Source organism: Streptomyces sp. SAS_281, from assembly GCF_052542855.1.
This window is the reverse complement of sequence record NZ_JBMNDO010000075.1, coordinates 15,947-38,917: the sequence shown is the minus strand read 5'-3', so window position 1 is coordinate 38,917 and position 22,971 is coordinate 15,947. Positions and strand designations below refer to the sequence as shown.

19 protein-coding genes and 3 pseudogenes are annotated in these 22,971 nt (G+C 68.2%); 12 read left to right on the top strand and 10 right to left on the bottom strand.

All coding sequences use genetic code 11. The features are described from left to right. From ACN6LM_RS25305 to ACN6LM_RS25280, 6 genes are all read left to right on the top strand, one after another. Window positions 1-940: carbohydrate ABC transporter permease (locus ACN6LM_RS25305; protein ID WP_445067682.1), on the top strand; the 940-nt coding region annotated here is incomplete at its 5' end. Window positions 941-945: 5 nt separating this feature from the next. Continuing rightward, window positions 946-1,845 carry a carbohydrate ABC transporter permease gene (locus ACN6LM_RS25300; protein ID WP_445067681.1) on the top strand — a complete coding sequence of 300 codons (900 nt, stop codon included), beginning with the start codon at window positions 946-948 and terminating at the stop codon, window positions 1,843-1,845. Between the two features lie 40 nt (window positions 1,846-1,885). Further along, a complete protein-coding gene (locus ACN6LM_RS25295; protein ID WP_445067680.1) occupies window positions 1,886-4,474 on the top strand; it encodes a family 78 glycoside hydrolase catalytic domain in 2,589 nt (862 codons plus the stop codon). Window positions 4,475-5,063: 589 nt separating this feature from the next. Then, entirely contained in the window at window positions 5,064-7,406 is a 2,343-nt protein-coding gene (locus ACN6LM_RS25290) for a glycoside hydrolase family 3 protein (protein WP_445067679.1), read from the top strand. Window positions 7,407-7,825: 419 nt separating this feature from the next. Then, on the top strand, window positions 7,826-8,062 hold the full coding sequence (locus ACN6LM_RS25285; protein WP_445067678.1) for a hypothetical protein: 237 nt from the start codon (window positions 7,826-7,828) through the stop codon (window positions 8,060-8,062). Continuing rightward, window positions 8,062-8,436 carry a toxin Doc gene (locus tag ACN6LM_RS25280; RefSeq protein WP_445067677.1) on the top strand — a complete coding sequence of 125 codons (375 nt, stop codon included), beginning with the start codon at window positions 8,062-8,064 and terminating at the stop codon, window positions 8,434-8,436. Before ACN6LM_RS25285 ends, ACN6LM_RS25280 begins: the two co-directional genes overlap by 1 nt. Before the next feature lie 846 nt (window positions 8,437-9,282). On the opposite strand, the gene ACN6LM_RS25275 is transcribed toward ACN6LM_RS25280, so the two are convergent. Together ACN6LM_RS25275 and ACN6LM_RS25270 are read right to left on the bottom strand one after the other, a co-directional pair. Beyond that, window positions 9,283-9,816 carry a GNAT family N-acetyltransferase gene (locus tag ACN6LM_RS25275; protein ID WP_445067676.1) on the bottom strand — a complete coding sequence of 178 codons (534 nt, stop codon included), beginning with the start codon at window positions 9,814-9,816 and terminating at the stop codon, window positions 9,283-9,285. Window positions 9,817-9,947: 131 nt separating this feature from the next. Then, window positions 9,948-10,283, bottom strand: coding sequence for an STAS domain-containing protein (locus ACN6LM_RS25270; protein WP_445067675.1), 336 nt, complete (start codon window positions 10,281-10,283; stop codon window positions 9,948-9,950). Between the two features lie 246 nt (window positions 10,284-10,529). Between ACN6LM_RS25270 and ACN6LM_RS25265 the strand changes: the two genes are divergently transcribed. Next, on the top strand, window positions 10,530-10,862 hold the full coding sequence (locus tag ACN6LM_RS25265) for a WhiB family transcriptional regulator (protein WP_445067674.1): 333 nt from the start codon (window positions 10,530-10,532) through the stop codon (window positions 10,860-10,862). Between the two features lie 213 nt (window positions 10,863-11,075). Then, complete coding sequence (locus tag ACN6LM_RS25260) at window positions 11,076-11,504, top strand: hypothetical protein (RefSeq protein WP_445067673.1); 429 nt, start codon at window positions 11,076-11,078, stop codon at window positions 11,502-11,504. A gap of 527 nt (window positions 11,505-12,031) precedes the next feature. Here the strand turns inward: ACN6LM_RS25260 and ACN6LM_RS25255 are convergent. Both ACN6LM_RS25255 and ACN6LM_RS25250 read right to left on the bottom strand, forming a co-directional pair. Continuing rightward, window positions 12,032-13,011: pseudogene (locus ACN6LM_RS25255) on the bottom strand (transposase). A 110-nt stretch (window positions 13,012-13,121) separates the two neighbouring features. After that, on the bottom strand, window positions 13,122-13,472 hold the full coding sequence (locus tag ACN6LM_RS25250) for a hypothetical protein (protein ID WP_445067672.1): 351 nt from the start codon (window positions 13,470-13,472) through the stop codon (window positions 13,122-13,124). Between the two features lie 174 nt (window positions 13,473-13,646). On the opposite strand from ACN6LM_RS25250, the gene ACN6LM_RS25245 reads away from it, so the two are divergent. The 3 genes and pseudogenes from ACN6LM_RS25245 to ACN6LM_RS25235 all read left to right on the top strand — a co-directional run. Continuing rightward, window positions 13,647-16,253, top strand: a complete 2,607-nt coding sequence (locus ACN6LM_RS25245) for a lectin (protein ID WP_445067671.1) — start codon at window positions 13,647-13,649, stop codon at window positions 16,251-16,253. Window positions 16,254-16,318: 65 nt separating this feature from the next. Beyond that, window positions 16,319-17,437 carry a ricin-type beta-trefoil lectin domain protein gene (locus ACN6LM_RS25240; RefSeq protein WP_445067670.1) on the top strand — a complete coding sequence of 373 codons (1,119 nt, stop codon included), beginning with the start codon at window positions 16,319-16,321 and terminating at the stop codon, window positions 17,435-17,437. A 120-nt stretch (window positions 17,438-17,557) separates the two neighbouring features. Further along, window positions 17,558-18,238 (top strand): annotated as a pseudogene (locus tag ACN6LM_RS25235) (transposase); the annotation flags it as partial. A gap of 53 nt (window positions 18,239-18,291) precedes the next feature. On the opposite strand, the gene ACN6LM_RS25230 reads toward ACN6LM_RS25235, so the two are convergent. The 6 genes and pseudogenes from ACN6LM_RS25230 to nhaA form a co-directional block, all read right to left on the bottom strand. After that, on the bottom strand, window positions 18,292-18,690 hold the full coding sequence (locus tag ACN6LM_RS25230; protein ID WP_445067669.1) for a hypothetical protein: 399 nt from the start codon (window positions 18,688-18,690) through the stop codon (window positions 18,292-18,294). A 101-nt stretch (window positions 18,691-18,791) separates the two neighbouring features. Then, window positions 18,792-19,001 (bottom strand): annotated as a pseudogene (locus ACN6LM_RS25225) (transposase family protein); the annotation flags it as partial. 124 nt (window positions 19,002-19,125) lie between these two features. After that, entirely contained in the window at window positions 19,126-19,500 is a 375-nt protein-coding gene (locus ACN6LM_RS25220) for a fluoride efflux transporter FluC (protein ID WP_445067668.1), read from the bottom strand. After that, the gene (locus tag ACN6LM_RS25215) at window positions 19,497-19,997 is read right to left on the bottom strand and encodes a fluoride efflux transporter FluC (protein WP_445067685.1); all 501 of its coding nucleotides are present in this window, start codon (window positions 19,995-19,997) and stop codon (window positions 19,497-19,499) included. Before ACN6LM_RS25215 ends, ACN6LM_RS25220 begins: the two co-directional genes overlap by 4 nt. Window positions 19,998-20,260: 263 nt before the next feature. Beyond that, window positions 20,261-20,425: a hypothetical protein gene (locus ACN6LM_RS25210; RefSeq protein ID WP_445067667.1), complete on the bottom strand. Its 165-nt coding sequence runs from the start codon at window positions 20,423-20,425 to the stop codon at window positions 20,261-20,263. After that, window positions 20,410-21,657 (bottom strand): Na+/H+ antiporter NhaA, encoded by a 1,248-nt coding sequence (nhaA, locus tag ACN6LM_RS25205; protein ID WP_445067666.1) that lies wholly within the window; start codon window positions 21,655-21,657, stop codon window positions 20,410-20,412. Before nhaA ends, ACN6LM_RS25210 begins: the two co-directional genes overlap by 16 nt. Before the next feature lie 717 nt (window positions 21,658-22,374). Between nhaA and ACN6LM_RS25200 the strand changes: the two genes are divergently transcribed. Beyond that, window positions 22,375-22,659, top strand: a complete 285-nt coding sequence (locus tag ACN6LM_RS25200; protein ID WP_445067684.1) for a DUF3027 domain-containing protein — start codon at window positions 22,375-22,377, stop codon at window positions 22,657-22,659. Window positions 22,660-22,971 lie beyond the last annotated feature (312 nt).

Genomic DNA, 22,971 nt, shown 5'->3' with positions numbered 1-22,971 from the left:
CTCCCCCCCCCCACTACTGGCCGGCCCTCCACCAGAAACGAAGTGGACACCACTCATGCACCGCGTACTCGGTGATCGCAGGGCGATCATGATCCTGCTCGGTCCCGCACTGCTCGTCTACACACTCATCATGCTCGTCCCGATGGCGTGGTCGCTCGGGTACTCCTTCACCAAGGGCAACTCCATCGACGGCTTCACCGGCAACGGTCTGGCCAACTTCACCCGGCTCCTCTCCGACCAAGCTGTCCACGACGCCCTGTGGTTCACGCTGAAGTACGCGGTCGTCGTCACCGCCGGCCAAATCATCGCCGGCTACCTCCTCGCGCTTCTGTACGTCTTCTTCCTCAAGAAAGCCTCCGCGCTCATCCGGACCCTGGCCTTCTTCCCCGTCGTACTGCCCACCGTCGCCGTCGGCCTGCTGTTCCAGAAGTTCTTCCAGGTCGCCCCCCAGACTGGCCCGGTCAACTCGCTGCTCAACGCCGTGGGAATCGACTCCATCGACTTCTTCGGCAGCGCCGGAAGTGCCTTCTGGGTCCTGATCATCATGGACATCTGGCGCTCCATGGGCTTCTACGCCGTGCTCCTCTTCGCCGGTCTCGTCGACATCCCGGACGAGGTCCTCGAATCAGCTCGCCTCGACGGCGCCTCCGGCCTCCGCCTCATCCGCCACATCGTCCTGCCGCTGTCCCTGCCCGTCCTCATGTCCTCACTCATATTCAGCATCAACGGCACCCTCAAGGTCTTCGACTCCGTCGTCGCCCTCACCAACGGCGGCCCCGGCAGCGGCACCACCCCGCTGACCCTCTACATGTTCCAGACATCGTTCACCTACAGCGACTACGGCTACGGCAGCACCATCGCGCTGCTCCTCACCGTGGTCTGCCTTCTCGTGAGCCTGGCGGTCTACCGCGTCTCGCGACGCGACATCACGGAGGTCTGAACAACATGACCGTCGACACCCCGCTGAAGACCACCAGGGCCGGACACCGGCGTACCGGAACACGTGTGCTCCCCGGGCGCAGGGCAGGCAGCCGCCTGTGGATCCGCCTCGCAGTGACACTCCTGCTGATCATCGAGATCTACCCGCTGCTCTGGATGTTCCTGACCTCGCTGAAGTCCAACAGCGACTACCTCAACAATTCCACCTGGAGCCTCCCCACCACCTGGGAGTGGGGCAACTACACAGAAGCCTGGACCACCGGGAACATCGGCCTCTACATCAAGAACAGCCTCCTGGCCGTCGTACCCGCCCTGCTTCTCATCCTGCTCCTCGGCACCGCAGCTGGCTTTGCGCTGCAGATCATGGTCTGGAAGGGCCGCAGCCTGACCCTCCTGGTCTTTCTCGCCGGCATGATGGTCCCGCCGCAGATGATCCTGCTGCCCCTGTTCACCGTCTACTTCCAAACCGGTCTCTCGGGCACCCTGTGGCCGCTCGTCCTCACCTACACCGGAACCGGTCTGCCCCTGACCGTCTTCATGATGGCCACCTACTACAGAACCGTTCCGCGCGAGCTCTTCGAGGCGGCCACCATTGACGGCGCCGGCATCCTGCGCGCCTTCTGGACGATCAGCGTGCCCGTGGTCCGCAACGCGCTCCTGACGGTCGGCCTGGTGCAGTTCTTCTTCATCTGGAACGACCTGCTCATCGCTCTGACCTTCACCAACAGCCAGGACCTGCGCACCATCCAGGTCGGTCTCCTCAACTTCACCGGCGAATTCGGTGCCACCCAGTACGGCCCGCTCTTCGCCGCCATCTGCATCAACGTCTTCGGCACACTCGTGATCTACCTCTTCCTCAACCAGAAGGTCATGAAGGGCCTCACCTCCGGAGCGGTCAAGGGCTGAAACGCCCGCGCACACGCCCCGAGCACATGAAAGGCCCCCCATGCACCCCCTTCAGCCCTCTCCCGTGCGTTTCGAGCACCTCGCCGACGGCCTGGGAATCGGAACCGGCACCCCCCGCCTCTCCTGGACCCCCGCTCCCGAGGGCGGCAATCAGCAGGCGTACGAGCTCGAAATCCGTCGCAACGGACTTACATGTCGAACAGGCCGACTCACCGGCCCCGACCACGCCTTCGTCCCATGGCCGGGCGAGCCGCTCACTTCTCGGGAGCGGGCCTCCGTCCGCGTACGGACGTGGCCCACGGCCCACAGGGAGCCCTCGCCGTGGAGTGAGCCCCGCGCCGTCGAGACAGGTCTCCTCGACCCCGACGACTGGACCGCTGTCCCGGTCGGCGCGGGCTGGGAAGAGGACCCGGCTGCCGAACGCCGGCCGGCCCGCGTCCGCCGTGACTTCCTGACCGACGCAAAGCCGATCGCACACGCACGGCTCTACATCACAGCCCACGGCTTGTACGAAGCCGAACTCAACGGACACCGGGTCGGAGACGAAGCCCTGGCCCCCGGCTGGACCGTCTACCACCGTCGCCTGCGCTATCGCACTCACGACGTCACCTCACTGCTCGTCCCCGGAGCCAACACCATCGGTGCCTGGCTGGCAGACGGCTGGTACCGCGGCAAGTACGGATTCGACGGCGGTACCCGCAACATCTACGGCACCGACCAGTCCCTCATCGCCCAGCTCGAGATCACCTACACGGACGGCACCGCCACCGTGATCGCGACCGACGCCACCTGGAAAGCATCCGTCGGCCCGATCCTCAGCAGCGGACTGTACGAGGGCGAGAACTTCGACGCCCGCCTCGACAATCCGCACTGGGCTACCCCCGCCGCCCCTCAGGACGGCTGGACGCCTGTGCGCACGGGAAGCAGAAAGACAGACACTCTCGTCGCTCCCGAAGGCCCGCCCGTCCGGTGCACCGAGGAGATCACCCCGGTATCCATCACCCGCACCCCCGACGGCCGTCACCTGCTCGACTTCGGCCAGAACCTTGTCGGCCGCCTGCGCGTCACGGCCGACGGACCGGCCGGCACCACCCTCACCCTCCGGCACGCCGAAGTCCTCCAGAACGGAGAACTCGCCACTCGCCCGCTACGCGACGCGCACTCCACGGACACGCTGGTGCTGCCCGGCAACGGCCCCTACACCTGGGAGCCGCGCTTCACCCTCCACGGCTTCCGATACGCCGAAATAAGTGGCTGGCCCGGACAACTCGACCCCCACGCCGTGACTGCGCGCGTCTACCACACGGACATGCGCCGCACGGGCTGGTTCGAGTGCAGCAACCCGATGGTCAACCGCCTCCACGAGAACGTTCTGTGGAGCATGCGAGGCAACTTCGTCGACATCCCCACCGACTGCCCGCAGCGGGACGAACGCCTCGGCTGGACCGGAGACCTTCAGGTCTTCGCCCCCACCGCCGGCTTCCTCTACGACTGCGCCGGCATGCTCGACTCCTGGCTCACCGACGTCGGTCTCGAACAGCTCCCCGACGGCACCATCCCCTGGTACGTCCCCGTCATCCCTGGGGAACCCATGTGGACGCCCATCCAGCCGGGCGCCGCCTGGGGAGACGTCGCCACACTCACCCCCTGGGTCCTCTACCACCGATTCGGAGACCTGGAACTTCTTGGCCGCCACTACCCCATGGCCCGGGCGTGGGTCGACCTCGTCGAAAGGCTCGCCGGACCGGACCGCCTGTGGGACACGGGCTTCCAACTCGGCGATTGGCTCGACCCCGCTGCTCCACCCGACGACCCCGCAGCCGGCCGCACCGACCGCTACCTCGTCGCCACCGCCTACTTCGCTCACTCCGCCCGGCACCTCAGCCACGCCGCGCGCGAACTCGGCCACAGCAGCGACGCCATCCGCTACAGCACCCTCGCCGAAGAGATCACTGCAGCGTTCCAGGCGCGCTACGTGCACAAGGACGGCCGCATGGTCAGCGACAGTCCCACGGCCTACTGCCTCGCCATCGCGTTCGACCTCCTCGACCCTTCCCAGCGCCGGGCCGCCGGCGACCGCCTCGCCCAACTCGTCCACCAGGACGAAGCGCGCATCGCCACAGGCTTCGTCGGCACCCCCCTCATCTGCGACGCCCTCACCGACACGGGGCACCTGGACACCGCGTACCGCCTGCTGCTGCAGACGGACTGTCCCTCATGGCTCTACCCCCTCACCATGGGAGCCACGACCATCTGGGAACGGTGGGACAGCCTGCGTCCCGACGGAACTCTCAACCCCGGCGGCATGACCTCGTTCAATCACTACGCCCTCGGCGCCGTAGCCGACTGGCTCCACCGAGTCGTCGGAGGCATCGAAGTCACAGCCCCGGGCGCCACCGCCCTCACCTTCCGGCCCCGTCCCGGAGGCGGCATCACCTGGGCGCGAACCCGCTACGAGACCCCCCACGGAACAGCCGCCCTGTTCTGGAAAAGCGGCCCCAACGGCATAGAAGCACACATCACCGTGCCTCCGAACTGCACCGCCGTCGCCGACCTGCCCGGCACCAGTCCGGTGACTGTCGACGCCGGAACGCACATCCTCAGCACGGCGAACGGTAGCCGAATATAACCCTGAAATATCAGAATGCCACTCTGTGGACCTGGCACGAATTCGAAGCGAAACGTGCCGGGCATCCGCAGGCTTAAAAAAGCGCGTTCGGTGCTATCCATGCGATGGATGACGGTCATCGGAATCCCGTATGCAAGCTCCGGGGCAACCCCCGAGTCTCACGAACGCGGTGCTCTCACCAGGCCCGATCGATCATCGGTGGAGCGGCCACGAGAGGGCTGGATCCCGACCGGCGAGCCGCAGGGGTTGACCAGAGTAATGCGAAGTCATAACTTCCAATTCCATGCAATGTGCTTCACTGGGCATCGTCTGAAAAGTCCTGGGCGGACGCCGCAGGTATCTAAATCCCCCAGACGGAAAAGCTCACGGAATTGAGGTCCGAGTGCTCGCCTCGGATGCTCAGCATCTGACTCCGGCGGGCATCACCCGCCGCCCCACCGTTCGGAGAGCCGCTGTGAACCGACGAACCTTCCTGTCCTCCGCCATAGCCGCAGCTGTTGCTGTCAGCATCGCCCCGGCCAACGCCCGCCAAGCCGTAGGTGCGACAGACCCCCGCACGCTCGCACGAGTCGACGAGTTGCTCGCCCGCATGACAGCCGCTGAGAAGGAGGCGCTGATCCGCTGCGACTTCGCGGCTGTCGCGCGTCTCGGAATCCCCGCACTGACCATGGTCGACGCCTCCGCCGGACTGCGCGGCGAGGAGAACGTGACCGCCTTCCCTGTCCCCCTCGCACAGTCCGCCACCTTCGACGAAGACCTCGCCCGGCGCATCGGCGCCGCCATCGGAGCCGAAGGACGAGCCAAGGGCTACAACACCCTTCTCGGCCCCACCGTTGACCTCGCCCGCACCTGGCACTTCGGCCGCCAGGCCGAAAGCCTCGGAGAAGACCCCCTTCTCGCCGGCCGCCTCGGCACCGCCCTCACCACCGGCATCCAGAGCCGCCAGGTCACCGCCACCGTCAAGCACTTCGCCGCCTACACCCAGGAAGCCAACCGCTTCTCCATCAACACCCTCGTCCCCGAACGCGCTAAGCACGAGATCTACGAGGCACCATTCCGACGGGTCATCGCCGCCGCACCCACCACCTCCGTCATGATGGCCTACCCGAAGATCAACGGCACCTTCGCCACCCAGAGCCCCGCCCTCTTCGACGACGTGAAAAAGCGCCTCGGACTTCAGGGATACACCGTCCCCGACTTCTGGGCCGGCGACGACCAAGTCGCCGCCGCCAAGGCAGGTATGGACCTCGCGGGCCTCGGCCCCGGCGGAGTCAAGCTGGCCCCGGGCGCACTCACCGGCGGCGCCGTACCCACAGCACGCCTCGACGACGCCGCCCGTCGCATTCTGCTCACCATGTTCGCCAACGGCCTCGTCGACAACCCGCTTCCCACCCCGACCCAGAACGTCAGCACCACCGCACACAAGAACCTCGCACAGGAAGCCGCTCTCGCAGCAACCGTCCTGCTCACCAACCGGTCAACGACCCTGCCGCTGCCCGCCTCACTCACATCCCTCGCCGTCATCGGCCCCGCGGGAAGCGACGCCCTCACCGGCGTCGCCGGCTCCACCTACGTCGATCCCGGTGACTGGACCACCCCCCTACAGGCCATCAAGACCCGCGCCGGCAGCGGCATCACGGTCACCCACTCCCAGGGAACCGTCGGCGACATCCCACTCACCCCTGTCCCCGCCACCGCGCTGAGCACCCCAGCCGGCGCCCCCGGCCTGACCGGCTGCTATTACGCGACTCCCGCGCCGACGGGGACGCCGGTCGCTACCCGCACCGACAGCGTCGTCGACTTCACCACCCCCCCGGTCGGCACGCTCCCAGAGGTCTGGTCCGCAACCTGGTCGGGCAGCCTCATGCCGGCCCACTCGGGCCTGCACCGCTTCTCGCTCCTGCCCGCGGGAACCGCAACGCTCAAGGTCAACGGCACCACCGTCGTCTCAGGGACTCGGGGCACCAGGCGCTTCTTTCTCGGCACCTACGACTACCCGATCCAAGGCGCCATCGAGCTGACTGCCGGCCGGCCCGTGCCCATCGAACTGACCTACAGCAACGCCACCGCCGATCCCGGAACCTGCGGCCTCACCCTCGGCTGGCAGCCCGTCTCTCTCATCCCGGCCGCCGTGAAAGCCGCCGGGGCCGCCGATGCCGCGGTCGTCTTCGTCAACCGCATAGCCGGCGAAGCCATGGACCATGAGCAGCTCGCTCTTCCCGCCGACCAGAACCAGCTCATCACCGAGGTCGCTGCGGCCAATTCACGCACGGTCGTCGTCCTGAACACCGACGGCCCTGTCGCCATGCCCTGGCTCGACGACGTGGAAGCTGTCATCCAAGCCTGGTACGGAGGCCAGGGCATGGGTACAGCACTTGCAGCCGTCCTCTTCGGCGACAGCGACCCCTCCGGCCGCCTGCCCATCACCTTCCCCGCCACCCCCTCCCAGGGACCGGGCACCACGACCGAGACCTACCCGGGCAAGGACGGCACCGTTTCCTACGACGAGGGAACCGCGATCGGGTACCGCTACTACGACATCAATGAGCAGCAGCCGCTGTTCCCCTTCGGCCACGGCCTGTCGTACACCACCTTCGCCCACGGCTCCGTCGAGGCGGCCTACAACCCGACCACCAAAACCCTCACCCTGTCCGTGACCGTTACCAACAAGGGCAAACGTCAGGGCACTCAGACCGTGCAGGTCTACGCCACACTGCCGGCCGCGGCGGCCGCCGAGCGACGCAGGCTCGTCGACTTCCGCAAAATCACCCTCGCCCCCGCCGCCAGCCAGCGCATCACCTTCACCATCCCGGCCGACGACCTGACCGTATGGAACTCCGGAACCTGGAAGCTCGTGCCCGGCCTCTACACCCTCGCCACCGCACGCGACTCCCGCACTATGACGGCACAGAGGACTCTGTCCATCAACTGACCCCGCCCCCCAGTAATGCGAGCGGGCAAGCTCATGAGAACGGTGGTCGACGCAGCCCCCAGCAGACGCCGACCGCCGGTGCCCCAGCGGCTCATCGCCTACCCGCGGGGTAGAAACCGCTGCGGGGCGCCCCGACGGCTACCCCTGTGACTGAGCCATGGCAAGGCCGGAGCCGACGGGATGGCCGTCGTTGACGAGGATGAGCCGGTTTCCGGCCTAGGCATCGAGCCGGTCGCACGCCCAAGCGAGGTCACACGCTGCCGTGGGCAGCTCAGTTATGCGCCTTCGATTGTGGTCGTCGAGCCGGTAGGGGACGTGTCCGCCCCGAGTGGGCGATTTCTGATGGCTATGTGCAATTCTGCGGCCTCCGCGCGCCGCATCCGTTGCCCCGCAGGTACCAACTAGGTACCATCGGTGTTATGCCGTCCTTGAATGTCACTTTCACCGACGAGGAGCTGGAAGAGGTCCGCGCCGCCGCGGCCACCGAAGGCAAGTCCCTCAAGCAGTACGTCCACGACCTGCCCCTGCGCGAGCGCCAACGCCGCCAGTTCGTCCGCTACGCCGCCTCGTGGGGAGAGACACACCGCGACGAGTTCGACGACGCGTTCCCCGACGAAATTCCGCCCACGCAGGAACGCGGAGCGAACGCCGCCTGATGATCCTGCACATCGACGTCCCCTGGCTCCTGGACGTCCAGGAACAAGCCGTCCCCGAAGACGTCAGCGTCGCCGACTACTCCGCCCTCGTCGCAGCCGTCGCCCGCCACAAAACCAAGATCCCCCGCCCCGCCACCGCCGACCCCGACCCCGCCTGGCGCGCCGCCGCCCTCCTGCACACCCTCATCCGCCTCCAGCCCCTGCCGCACCGCAACAGCCTCTACGCCTCCCAGGTCACCGCCGCGTACATGCACGCATCCGGTGAAGGCATCGACCCCCCGTACGGCGCCATGGTCGATCTCGTTCGCGACATCCGCGACGGCAAATGCGACGTCTACCAGGTAGCCGCGCGCATCCGCTCCTGGCGCATCTGACCACCCCGACCAGCGGGATCGCAGACAGCAACATTGCGAAATTCGCGTGGCACGGGCTCGAGCGGCTGGGGCTCCTGCTGGACTTGCTCACCCCGGAGCGCGTCGAGCGGATCAAGGCCGGAGCGTAACGAGAAGGCGTGGCCCTTCACCGCCGAGGACGTCATCCCGGCATCACCTGGGTGGCGGCCCCCCGTTTTCCCCGCCGGCGATTTCCTTCCCGCTCGTCGTCACCCTCGTGATGCTGGCGCGGGGCCTCACGGAGCAGGGACACGGCGTTGTCCTCGGAAACTGCTGCTGGCCCAGATACTCCGTCACCGCTGCGAGCCGCACGACCTGGAGCAGGACGAGACGGTGGCAGAGCCCGGGCCGGGCCGCTGGTTCCTGCACCCGCGGCGCACCTGAGACCACAGACCCCGGAAGACCAGGCATTTCGGCCCCTGGGGCCGGGCAGGTCCACACCCGGTCGCCAACGAATCATCCTGTATGAGCCCGCTTGCAATCACGTCGGACGAAACCCCTGCCGGCCCCGCACTGCACGTGGTTGGCGAGCTCGACTACGTAAGGTCCGCCGCCCTGAGCCTTAGGACCGAGGCTCTTTTTCTTTCCCCAGGGCAGCGCCTGGTGGTCGACGTGTGAAGTTCTGCGACTCCACTGGCATCACACAGCCCTCCTTGCTGCGCGCCAGCACGTTCAAGCGGCGGGCGCCTGGACCAGGTCTTCACATGTCGCCCCGATGACTCGGCTTGACCAGTCCGGCGAGGCACCGGAGAGGCCCGATTGCCGCCACGAGGTCGCCGAACGTGCCGGCCGCCCGGAGACATGCTTGCTGGCTGCTGACACGGCTGGTCAAGACAGATGAACGGCCCCGCGTTCGCGCGCGTGGAGATGTCCTTCGGCCTCGTGCGGGGCACGGGGCGGCAGGACGCTCTCAAGGGTGTAGCCCGCCTTTTGCGCGACTCGGCAGGAAGCGGGGTTGCCGGCGTTGTGCATCAGTTCCAGACGGTTGAGTCCCGCTTCCGTCCTGGTGTGGAAGGCCCAGGTCGTCAACAGTTCCACGGCCCTGGAAGCAACGCCGAGGCCCCGTGCCGAGGCACCCGTCCAGTAGCCGACCTCACCGTGCGCCTCGCCGCCGCACTGTTTGAGAACGATGTGCCCCACGACCCGCCCCGTCATGAGGATGGCGAAGCTGAGCCGCACTCCGGACTTCCAGCCCGCCTCCTGGATCGCGATCCAGCGCACCGCGTCCTGCAGCCCCGCCACGCGGTGCGACGTCCAGCGACGCACTTCCTCGTCATCGGCCAACGCCGCCAGTGCGCCGGCGTCACCCGGCTGCCACGGCCTCAGCGTCAGGTCGGTCGAGCGCAGCACCACAGTCGTCACCGCTTGGTCCTTCCTGTCCTTCCGCCACCCTAGATGACCGCGTCACACCAGTTGGCCTGCACCGGAGTATCCGGCCAGGAGAGCAGTCCCTTGCCGTGCCGGGTGGGTGCTGCGGCCCGCACAGGTGCGGGTCAGTTGTGGCTGGTGTGGGTGGCTGCTTGTGCTGCGTGGATGGTGGGGTAGAGGTTGAGGAGGGTGTCGGCGCCGACGAGCTGCAGGAGGTGTCGGACGGCGAAGGAGGGGTCGGCGATTCTGAGGTCACCCTGGTCGTGGAGGGCGAGGACCAGGTGCAGGAAGGAGGAGTCGGCGAAGTCGATGCGGTGGGCGTCGAGTATGACCGTGCCGTGCTCGGCTAGCGCGATGTCTGCCTGAGCCTGCAGCGCGGGCAGGGACTCGCTGTCGACGTCTCCGTCCGGGGCCAGGACCGGCACCGGCCCACCTGCCTGACGGTATTCATGAGTCGTCATACGACCGATCCTGGCACTCGACGAGCATGTCGTATACCCGTCTGGCGGCCGCCCTCGCCGCTGCCGGCATGAAACGCCGCCTCGACCGGTTCGGCACTGAACTTGTCAAGGCCGGTTCACTCGAAGGAATGGCCTCACGTCGGCACTCTCCTTTGCCATCGGCGTATGCCATACCTTTCACGCACGCGCCCACCTGCAAGAACACAGGAAGCGGCGGGCCGGGCCGGAGAGAGGGCGGCGAGTGGGGTGAACGGCGACGATGAGGAAACCTGGCGCAAGGACGCGGTCTGCCGCACTGCCGAGCCGGACCTGCTCTTCGTGGACGGTGCCGCCCAGAACCGGGCCAGGGCCCTGTGCACCGGCTGCCCGGTACGCACCGAGTGCCTGGCCTACGCCCTGGACCACCGGATCGAGCACGGCGTCTGGGGCGGCATGATGGAACGCGAACGCCGCGGCCTGCTGCGGCGGCGCCCCCTGGTCACCTCCTGGCGGACCCTGCTCGCCACCGCCCGCTCCGAACACAACCAACTCGACCGGGCCCGCAAGGAAGCACCGACACCACGAAGGAGCGCGGGGTGACCCCACCGGGGCCACAGTGCTTCCTGACATGCCATCGGTTCACCCCCCCCCATGGGCTTCCCGCACCGACGGTGCAGGTACCGGGCCTGCAGAGGCAGCACCACGGCCGCCCGGTGCGCGCGGCTGGCGAAGAGCGCGCCGTGTATCGGCCTGCCGTGGTGATTACCGAAGCTGCCCGGAGGCGTTGTGACGGCTATCGGGACGCTTCAGCGAGTGCTGACGCCAGACAGGCTCGGCCTTGGGGTCTTCCCAGCCGCCGAGCGGTTCGTCCCCGGCCTCCAGCAGCGCGCAGACGCATCACCCGCCGCCCAGGCCGCCCACCAACGGGCAGCCAACGGCGCCGTCTTCCAGGGCAAACCCGTCCCACCCCGCACACCGATGCCGTCGCCCGCACGTCTGCACGAGCTTGTGCAGACCTACCAGGCACACCAGCGCGCCAACAACGAATACCGCGCACGACCCAAGACCCCCGGCCCCGACGAGGACACCCGCCCACCAGCCGGACTCCTCACGACCGTCGCTTTCGACCGGCTCGTCCACGAGCTGTTCGGCCTCATCGGCCACGCCCTGGACGTGGAACTGAGCCCACACGCGGATATCGCCGCGCCCGAGCCCAGCCCCTCTGGCGTCAGCACTCGCTGAAGCGTCCCCAAAGCCGTCACAGCGCCTCCGGGCCGCTGCGCGACGGCGGCCGCCGAGCTCCCTGCGAGGTCTTCGCCAGCCGCGCGCACCGGGCGGCCGTGGGGCCGGGAGCGGGCCGCCACCGTCCAGACCACCTGCAGAAGGGAGGCCCGAGGAGTACCTGGAGGGCCGCACGACCGACCCGGCGACGTGGCTGCGCACACCGAAGAACCTGGACCGGCTCGCCGCCCACGGCGCCCCCGGCGTTCCTGACCCGGGCCGCCCCGGGCAGGCAAGCTGCAGTGACCAGTCTCGGTGGCGCACACGGGCACCGAGGCATTGGGGCGCTCGCGGCTCACCGCGGCACAGGTGCTCGTGGCCGCCTGGGAACGGCGACCGCCAGTTCCTCGGCGGCGGCCGGCGCGGCCGGCGCCGCTCCGCGCACAGATACAGCTTGCCCTCGCCGGTGCCGTGCTCGGTGCTGTCGGTTACGAGGACGTGAGCGAATCGGTCGGGGGCGTGTCGGCCTGTGTTCGTCTGATGGGTGATCAGTGGGTCGTCGTGCTGACGGGTACGAGTTCGGTGCTTGGTTTGTGGCGGGTGGCTCGCTGGGCGGCGCGGTCGGAGACCAAGCCGGCGATGGCGCGGTGGGGTGCGGCGTAGTGCTCGCGGCGTCCGAGGAAGCGTTGGAGGGGACGCCACTGCTTGTGCTCGGCGTTAGCGTGCTCGACGCAGATCCTCGCGGAGGACTGGCGGCGCCGATGCTCGCGCCAGGCGTACTGCTCGCCGAGTGGCGCGTCTCCCTTCGGCTTCTTCGGCGGAGCACTGACCTGGTCGGGGAACTCGTTGGCCAATCCTCGGTAGCCCTCGTCAACCTCAGCTTTCACGTCCGGATGGAGGCGGAACTGCTCGGCGATCCCCTCCTGCGGACGGCCGTCAGGTCGTGCATTCTTCCGGGCCGGTCGGCGCCGGACCACAGGGTGCGGCCCTGGCCGTCGCTGATCGTGGTGGTCTTGCACGTGTTCTGCTTCTTCTTGCCGGACACGAACGCACAACGACCGGGCCAGTGGGCCCTGGGGCGTCTGACCTGGGTCTCGGTACCGTCGATCCGCAACTTCACGGCCTCTGCCTCGGCGTAGGCGAGCACACTGGCCAGGGTCCGCAGCCGTACACCGGGCCGCTCGGGGACGGCGAAGCCGCGGTCGGCCAGGAGCGGTCGGATCTCCCCGATCGCCCGGGTGATGGTGGACCGCTCCAGCCCATAGAGCTCCGCGAGAGCGGCGTGCGGCAACTGGTGACGCAGATGGACGAGCGTGACCAGCACCCGGTCGGTGAAGACCAACTCGTGGCTTGGTCCGGCGCCCGATTGCTGCTTGCGCCTACCGCCCCCCCGTTCGTGCGGCTCGGACTCACAGCGAGCGGTCCACGGAGTGGCCAACTCCTCGATCAATCCGCCGAGATGCGCACGGGAGATGCCCGTGAAGGCAGGATGGGGCAAGGCCGCGCGGGCCCATTCCTTCGTCGTCACACACGAGGAACCCGTGCGGCCACCATTAGGTCACGTCCGGTGACAGCCTTGGCCTGCTGTCACGAGGGTTCAGTGTTCGCGGCTCCGAAGGCGGTTCCAAGGGTTGGGTTTCACAGCCACCGCTTGGCGGCCTCGACGCTGTCGCCGCCGCTGGTGTTGAACGCGATCGCGGCACCTGGTGCATGGTGCCTGACCAGGTTCACGACCTGCTCGAAGAACGTCAGAGCTGGCTCCGGTTTACGTATCCCGCCCCCGATGACGACGACGTCCCAGTCTCGTTCAGACAGTGCTGCGATGACTGTGGACTCGGCTGATTCGTCCGGCGCAATCAGCCCCATAGAAGCGTCGATGGCATGTTCTCCGAAACGGGCCAGTTCCTTGTCCAGGACCGCGCGCACGGCGTCCCCGTCCATACCAGGCACTGCGTGAGGGTCGAAACCAAGGATGAGAACGGAAGGCATGCCCTGTACGACGATCAGCCGACCGTCTCCGTTCCCGCTGCGACTTCGCTCACAACCTCGTAAGGATTGACGCCACGCCTACGGCTGGCTAGCTTTCATGGGAGAGCGCTCTCCCCTGTGCTCGGTGATTGGCCCATATCGACAGTCGAGCTGTTCGTTCTTGGAGCCGCAAAAGTGAAACGATGGTGCACTCCTCTCGCGACCTGCCTGTTGGTCCTGGGGCTCGCCGCGCCCGGTCCCGCCGCGCACGCCGCGGCGCCGGCTGCGGTGACCGACCCCGCGTCGCTGGTCAATCCGTTGCTCGGCACCTCGAATGGGGGCAATACCTTTCCGGGCGCCGACACCCCGTTCGGGATGGTCTCCTGGAGTCCCGACACTCCTTCGCGTCCGCCCGGAGGTAACTACGCCTACTCTGACAACGTTGTCACCGGCTTCAGTCTCAACCACATCTCCGGCCCGGGCTGCGGGGCGATGGGCGACATCCCCGTCCTGCCGACGACCGGCGGGATCGACGGCAACGCGACCGTCGGTTTCAGCCACAGCAACGAGACGGCCGGCGCGGGCGCGTACTCGGTCAGCCTCAGCAACGGAGTCAACACCGAGCTGACCGCCACCCCCCGTTCCGGCATGGCGCGCTTCACCTTTCCCGCCACCACCCAGGCCAACCTGCTGTTCAAGCTCAGCGCGGACAAGGCCACCAATTTGCACTTCAACAAGGTCAGCAGCACCGAGGTCAGCGGCTCGGTGGACGCCGGTCTGTTCTGCGCGTCGGCACCCTCGTACACCGCCTACTTCGACATGGTCTTCGATCAGCCGATGACGTCCAACGGTTCCTTCAACGGCGGCAATTCGGTCACCTTCGACACCACGCGCAACCGCACGGTGCAGGCCAAGGTCGGCTTGTCGTACGTGTCGATAGCGGGCGCCACCGCCAACCGGATCGATGAGAACGGCGGTTGGGACTTCAACGGCACCCGCACCGCCGCGCACAACGCGTGGAACAACGTGCTGGACAAGATCGCGATCAGCGGCGGCACCCCGGACCAGCAGAAGGTGTTCTACACCTCGCTGTACCACTCGCTGCTCCACCCGAACCTGCTCAGCGACAGCGACGGCCGCTACTGGGGCTTCGACCACCAGGTACACACCGTTTCGGGCAGTCAGAAGGCCCAGTATGGTACGTACTCCGGCTGGGACATCTACCGCACCCAGGCCCAATTGGAAGCGCTGGTCGCACCCCAGCAGGCCGGCGACAGCGCCCAGTCGCTCGTCAACGACTACGCACAGGCCGGGTTCTTCCCGAAGTGGTCGCTGAACTCCGCCGAGACACAGGTGATGAACGGCGATCCGGGCCCGGCGATCATCGCGGACTACTACGCCTTCGGCGCCCGTGGCTTCGACACCGCGACGGCCAAGGCGGACATGGTCAAGGAGGGCACCACCCGGAATCCAATCCGGATGGGCCTGGACCTTCAGACCACATACGGCTACCTGCCGTCCGACGGTACCTACCCGAAGGACTTCTACGGCTCGGTCGCCACCCTGCTGGAGTACAGCGCGCAGGACTTCGCGACCTCGGCGTTCGCGGGCGCGCTGGGCGACACCACCACGCAGTCCCAGTTCGCCAACCGCGCGCAGGACTGGAAGAACGTGTTCAACCGCGATAGCGGATTCATGCAGCCCAAGCTGGCGAACGGTTCCTGGAGAGGGGGCTTCGACCCGACCAGCAGCGACCAGTTCGTCGAGGGCACGTCCTGGCAGTACACCGGCGCGGTGCCGCACAACGTCCGGGGACTTGCCGACGCGATGGGCGGCAACGCCACGTACGTGACCTACCTGGACAACGTGCTGTCCTCCTTCAACGGCTCCGGCGGCTCGCACGCCGACCTCGGCAACGAGCCGTCCATCGAACTGCCCTGGCAGTACGACTACGTCGGACAGCCCTGGAAGACGCAGAGGATCGTCCGCCAGGTCCAGGACCGACTGTGGCCGAACGACCCGGCGAACTGGGGGGTCGGCAACGACGACCTCGGCACGATGAGCGCCTGGTACGTCTGGTCGGCGATGGGTTTCTATCCCGAGACCCCCGGCACCTCCGACCTGGCGCTGGGCAGTCCACTGTTCACCACCGTCGACGTCACCCTGGGCAACGGCCGTCACATGGTGGTCAACGCGCCCCAGGCCGCCGACAACGCCCCGTACATACAGAGCGCCACGCTCAACGGCGCCAACTGGAACAACGCCTACCTGCCGCCGGACTTCGCCACCGGCGGCGGCACGCTGAACCTCCATCTGGGTACCACCGCCAACACCAACTGGGCCACCACGGCCTCCTCCGCTCCGCCGTCCTACAAGGGCGACAGCGGCGCCAGGCCGCCGGGCCCGCCGGCCACCCGCACCGGCCCGGTCACCTCCGGCATCGCCGGCAAGTGCCTGGACGACAACGCCGCCTCGACGGACGACGGCTCGCACATCCAGTCCTGGACCTGCAACAACTCCGCCGCCCAGCAGGTCACGGTGGCCGACGACGGCACCCTGCGGATCCTAGGCAAGTGCGTGGACGTCACCTTCGGCGGCACCGGCAACAACACCCTGGTGCAGTTGTGGGGTTGTGACGGCACCGGCAGCCAGCGGTGGACGTACAACTCCGGCACCAGGGCACTGGTCAATCCGCAGTCCGGCCGCTGCCTCGACATCCCCGACTCCAGCACCGTCGACGGCACCCAACTGCAGATCTTCGACTGCAACTCCACCAAAGCGCAGCAATGGACCCTGCCCTAGAGCCAAAGGCCACATCGCATCGCGCACGTGCCCACTGACCGACTTGCGAGAGATGGGGAACGAAAATGAAGAGATACCTCCTGTGTACGGTCCTGTCGGCGGCCGTCCTGTGTCTCGGCGCCGCCCCCGCCGTGGCGGACAACGCGACGGCACATCCAGCGGCGACGTCCCCCACGGCGCTGCGCGTCCTGCCGCTCGGTGATTCGATCACCTGGGGCGAGGGGAGCAGCACCGGCAACAGCTACCGGGCAGCGCTCGGCACCGAACTGACCGGCGAGGGTCACGCGGTGGACTTCGTCGGAAGCGGCCGCAACGGCACCATGGCCGACCCCGACAACGAGGGCCACTCCGGGTGGCGGATCGATCAGATCACCGGCATCACCGACGGCATACTGGCCCGGTACCGGCCCAACGTGGTGACCCTGGAGATCGGCACCAACGACCTCAACCAGAACTACCAAGTACCGACGGCTCCCGACCGGCTGCACGCACTGATCGACCGGATCACCGCCGCCGCACCGGACGCCACCGTGCTCGTAGGCTCGGTGATCATCTCCGCCAACTCCGTCGAGGAACCCAACCGGCCGGCGTTCAATCAGGCCATCCCCGGAATCGTCCAGGCCGAGCAGAACGCGAGCAAGCACGTGGCGTTCGTCGACATGAGCGCCCTGACGACCGCCGACCTCTCCGACGCCCTGCACCCGAACGACAGCGGCTACGCGAAGATGGCCGCAGCGTTCAACCGGGGCATCCAGGCCGCCGACGCGGCCGGCTGGCTTACCCCGCCCGTGCCGACCGGTGGCGTCGTGCACTCGGGGATCGCCGGCAAGTGCCTGGACGACGCCTTCAGTTCCACCGCGAACGGGAACCCCGTGCAGTTGTGGGGCTGCGACGGATCCGAGGCCCAGTGGTGGACTCTGCACACCGACGGCACCCTGCGGGTCTTCGGCAAGTGCATGGACGCCGCGGCCGGAGGCACGGCCAACGGGACGAAGATCCAGCTGTACGACTGCAACGGGACCGGCGCGCAGGTCTGGCAGCCGTACAACGGCGGCTACCGGAACCCGCAGTCCGGCCGATGCCTGGACGACCCCGGCTCCTCCACGGCTGACGGCACCCAGTTGCAGCTCTTCGACTGCAACGGCACCCATGCCCAGAAGTGGACCACTCTCTCCGCCGTATAGGTATGGCGACACTGCATAGTGGGTGCGTGCGGGGCAGTCAGTCATGACCGGACCAGAACACACGAGACGCGGGCATCGTCCCGACGGCACCGTCACCTCGGGCGGTGCCGGTTCGCCCCCACCCGTGAGGGCGACCGGCGCTGCAAGCTCCGTCCGTCGCAGCGCGCGATGGTGGCACTGGTGTACCTGCGCGAACACACCACTCTGGCGAAGATCGCCGCCGGGTTCGGGATCAGCGAGTCCACCGCGCATGCCTACACCACCACGGTTGTGGACCTGCTCGCCGCCCGTGCACCGGGCCTGCTGAAGACGCTGCGCGAGCACGAACTCGACTTCGTCCTGCTCGACGGCACCCTCGCCGAGTGCGACCGGGTCGGCGACGGCCGGGGCGACTATTCCCACAAACACCGGCGCCATGGTGTGAACGTGCAGGTCGTCACCGACCCCGGCGGCCGGCTGCTGTGGCTCTCGCCCGCCCTGCCGGGCCGCGCCCATGACCTGACCGCGGCCCGCACCCACCGGATCATCCGGATCTGCGAGCGCCAGGGCGTTCCCATCCTGGCCGATCTCGCCTACCAGGGTGCCGGCCCGTGGCTGACCACCGGCATTAAACGCAGGCCCCTGCAGGAACTCACCCCCACCGAAAAGACCCTCAATCAAGCACTGGCCGCAGCGCGAGCGCCTGTCGAACGCGGCGTCGCTAGGCTGAAGTCCTGGCGGATCTTCCGCAGGTCCCGATGCAGCCCCAACCGCATGCCGTCAATCGCCAAGGCCATCCTCACATGGGAGATGCAACGCTGACGAAGCTCAGTAATGCCCTGGCCGAACTCCCGTCGTCGCTCATCGGCCTCTTCTCAGAAGAAGCCGATCAGCCGAATGCCGGCCCACACGATTGCGGTGACGAGCAGTACGACCAAGAAGGCACAGCCGCTGAGCTGTGAGGGCCGGAGGCTGTGCTGAGCGTCGTTCCTTCGGGGCTTGCGGGGGTCGTAGACGATCAGTCCCGCCCCGCCGCCGCCCTCTCGACGGTCTTCCGGTCCGAGATCCGCATGGCACGGGTACGTCTTCCCGTCCACGGTGAAGGTCGCACCGAAACGCTGCCCCGGCTCGTCCCCGACGACGGCCACGCCTCGCAGGTAGAGCACCGCCCAACGAAACGCCATCCAGAGCGCCACGAGGGCTATCGGCAGGCAGAGCACCACGATCAGGAGATACGGCAAAGGGTGGGATTGGTAATAGGTGTGGCCTGTCATGCTTTATCCCTCCAGAATCCGTCGTTCATAAATGGGGGCCCTCGTGGCTGTCCCGCCTCTTCCCAGCAGAACCTCTGCCGGAGCCTTCCATTCGTCAAGGGGCGCCGGTGTTTGTGGGAATAGTCGCCCCGGCCGTCGCCGACCCGGTCGCACTCGGCGAGGGTGCCGTCGAGCAGGACGAAGTCGGGTTCGTGCTCGCGCAGCGTCTTCAGCAGGCCCGGTGCACGTTCGGCGAGCAGGTCGACGACCGCGCTGGTGTAGGCATGGGCGGTGGACTCGCTGATCCCGAACCCGGCGGCGATCTTCGCGAGAATCGCTCACCCCGAGCGCACGGCCAAGTTGCCCAAGTGACGTCCCACGGCACGGCCGGCTCGTTCACCGGGTCTCAGTCGTCACGAAGCCTGGGAGCGGCTCCTTCGTCGGACCGCGGCACCCTCAGGCAAGGAGCGCGGTGGCAAGGGCGGTGGCGAGGTAGGCCGTGCCCAGGCCAGCGATGAGGCTGACGATTGCGTTGGCCGCGGCGAAGTGCTTCGCGCCGGTCTCGGCCAGGCGCAGGCTCTCGAAGGAGAAGGTGGAGTAGGTGCTGAGGGTGGCGCACAGGCCGGGACCGATGAGGTGCTGGAGCGCTTCGGGGACGGTGGTGGCGGTCGCGGCGCCGGTGAGGAAGCCGAGGCCGGCGCAGGCAGCGATGTTGACGCTGAAGGTGCCCCAGGGGAAGACGGTGTCGTGGCGTGCCTGGACGGCGCGGTCGGTGAGGTAGCGCAGCGGGGCGCCGACGATCGCCCCGGCGATGACCATGAGCCAGTTCACGGCCGCCCCCGCTCGGCACCCGGGCGCGGGAGGACGGCGAGGCGGGTCAGGGCCGCGGTGGCCCAGATCGCGGTGAACGCGGCCAGCAGGGTGGCGGCTGCGCAGAGCAGGCCGGTGCCGGGGTGGCCGTGGTCGAGGAGGCGTTGGGTGTCGAGGGTGGCGGTGGAGAAGGTGGTGTAGCCGCCCAGGACGCCTGTGCCGAGGAAGGACCGGGTCAGTGGGTGGGCGGTGAAACGTTCGGTGATCAGGACCATCAGGATGCCCATGGCGGCGCAGCCGGTGACGTTGATCCAGAACGTCGTCCAGGGGAAGGCGGTGGGTTCGGTGGGCCAGATGAGGGTGGCGCCGTAGCGGGCGCAGGCGCCCAGAACGCCGCCAGCCGCGATGGCCGCGAGGATCTCGGCCTGGCGGCGCCCCGGGCTGGGCGCGTTCGCGGCCGGCCACGTCTCGACCGCGGTGTCCGGGTCGGCGGGCTCGGCCTGCCAGCCGGTGGCCATGGGTTCGGGGTCTTCGGGGGGCACGGGTTCAGGCTCCTACCTGATCGTCGCGGTCCGCGCGCGGGCGCGCGGAAGGGTCAGGTAGGGACCGTTGGCGACCGGGTCGCGGTTGGGTACGGCGGGCCCCACCGCCGTGCAGCCGCCCCGTACCAGAGTGGCTGCACTTCCAGGCTACCGGCCACGGACGCGCGCATGGTGGGCCTGCTGGCCGGTCAGCGCCCCGGCCAGCAGGCCCCACGCCAGTGCGGACCAGCTGTAGCCCGTCACCGTGACCACGCCGAGGACGGCGGCGGCCGCGGCCGCCGCGGCGGGATCGCGGTGAAGGCCCACGCGGCGCGGGCGCTGCCGAGGACGCGGAGCTCGGCGACGGCGGTGCGGATCACCAGCGCGGCCGCGACCACGGCCGGAGCGATCAGTCCCGCGTCCATGCCGGTGCCGTCCGGTCGCCGCTCTGGTCGTCGAGGTGCCGGTAGTGGCGGCTGCGGCGTCCCAGCACCACGGCGGCGATCAGGGAGGCGCCGGCGGAGGCGAGGAGGATGGCGCCCTTGGCGTCGGTCAGGTGCACCTCACTGGTGTAGGAGAGTTCGGCGATCAGCAGGGAGACGGTGAACCCGATGCCGCCGAGGATGCCGATGCCGGCGATGTCCGGCCAGGCCAGCCGCGGGTTGAGGTGGGCACGGGTGAACCGTGCGGTGAGCCAGGTGGCGCCGAAGATCCCGGCGAACTTGCCCGCGGGCAGTCCGGCGAGGACGCCCCAGGTGATGGTGGAGGTGAAGAAGCCGCCCGCGCCGGACAGGGAGACACCGGCCGACGTCAGGGCGAAGACCGGCAGCGCGATCCCGGCGGAGAACGGCCGCAGGACCTCCTCCGTCCGGTGCGACGGGGAGATCGTCTCGCCGTCGCGGGCCCGGGTGCGCATGAGCAGGCCCATGGCGACGCCGGCGATGGTGGCGTGCACGCCGGAGGCGTGGGTCAGCGCCCAGATGATCACGGCGAGCGGCCCGAACAGCAGCCAGCCCGGCACTCGCGCCCGCAGGCGGGTCACGGCGCGTCCGGCACCGTTTTGCAGGTAGCCGAAGACCGCGAGTCCGGCGGCCGCGGCGGCGAGGGCGGCCAGGTTCAGGCCGGTGGTGTAGGCGACGGCGATGACCAGGACTGCGCACATGTCGTCGACGGTGGCCAGGGTGAGCAGGAAGGTCCGCAGTGGAGTGGGCAGGTGCCGGCCGACCACGGCCAGGACGGCGAGGGCGAAGGCGATGTCGGTGGCCATCGGGATGCCCCAGCCGCCGGCCGCCTCCCCGCTGGCGGTCGCGTTCACGGCCAGGAAGACCAGCGCGGGCACGGCGACGCCGCCGAGCGCCGCGGCGATGGGCAGGGCGGCGCGCTTGGGGTCGCGCGGCTCGCCGTGGACGAGTTCCTGCTTGAGCTCGTTGCCGACGATGAAGAAGAACACGGCCAGCAGGCCGTCGGCGGCCCATGTCTCGATCGACAGGTCCAGGTGTAGGGCGGCGGGGCCGAAGGTGAAGGAGCGCAAGGCTTCGTAGGAGCGGTCGAGGGGCGAGTTTACCCAGATCAGCGCGAGGAGGGCGGTGCCGATCAGGAGCGAGCCGCTGACGGCGTCCGAGCGCAGCGCAGCGGTGATCCGCGAACGAACAGACATGGAGAGACGTCTCCGAAAAGGGGTGCGAAGGGGCGTGAGAACGCACCGGCCGGGCCGGTGGTATGGCCTCCGCGATATAGCGGTGGGCTCAGCAGCCCCTCGGTGGGCAGACGCTCGTAATGGCGCCCCACGTGCTCACGTAGCCGTTCGTACCGATCGGGCGCCGCTCCAGCGGCTCCAGGATGCGGCCTGGTAGGACAGAGGGGAAGCGGCGGTCGCGCACCAGCGTCTCCTTCCCCTCGATGCCTGAAGCCTTGACGCCACCCTAACAACTCCCGCGTGCCGAGAACCCGCATCACTCCCGGACCGAATTACACGGCTGATGTACGGGTTCCCCACCGCGCAGCTACGGGAATCCGCGAACCGGCGTGCTGCCCGTAAGCCGGGGCGGAACCGGTGCCCGGCGCGCAGGTCCTGGACGAAAGCTGCCACGGCCCGTTGGAAGCGGTTGAGCTGCTCAGGGGTGAGGCGGTTCAGGTCGGTGGCGAAGCGGGGCAGAGCCTCGTAGGTCGGCACGTCGGTCCTGCAGGAAGCACGAAGCCCCCGTCGGCCGGGGGCGGTGGTGGCTGTTCGTGTTGAAGGGCGTTGGTTGTCCTGTGCGAGTGATGCCTGCGAAGCGCTGGGCCGGTGGCCTGCGACTCGCAGGAATCGCCTGGCGGCTTGGTGCGGAATCCGTGCAGATTAGCCTTGCGAATTCGAGGGGAGGGCGTGGAGCGGATGGAACCAGGCGGGCTGCGGGCAAACGGCAAGGGTGGAGACGGCGACGATGTTCACGAGCGCTGGTTGAGGCTGCTCAACCGTTCCACTGGGGATCCTGGCTACCGGGATGAGTGGTTCGACGAGCAGTGCGGCGGATGCAGGTTCTGGGTCGCGCTGAGCGGCGAGCTGGGCCTGGACTGGGGAGCGTGCGCCTGCGCCGGCTCGTCGTTCGACGGGCAGGTGCGTTTCGAGCACGACGGCTGCGAACGCTTCGCCGTCCGAGCCGACGGCACGTTCGGCTGAGGTCATTCCGGATCAGACGCTTCGCAAGGTTCCGGCGGACTCCGCAACGTCTCTCGCAACCTGGCCTGGAACTCGCAGGGTTCACCTACACAGGACAGTGGCGCGGTGCTCAGTCGTGGTGGGTGGGGCTCGCGAGGTCGTGGCGCAGTATTCGCACGCCACCGTCAGGCGTCCTCGTCGCCGGGGAGCGGCGGCATCTCCTTCCTCCAGCGGTTGGGGTGGAGCAGGTGGCAGCCGGTAGGGCACCAGCGGTCCTTGACGTGCTCTCGCTGAGGGAAGGGTGGCTCTGTTCACGAGATTGGGTTCTGGTCC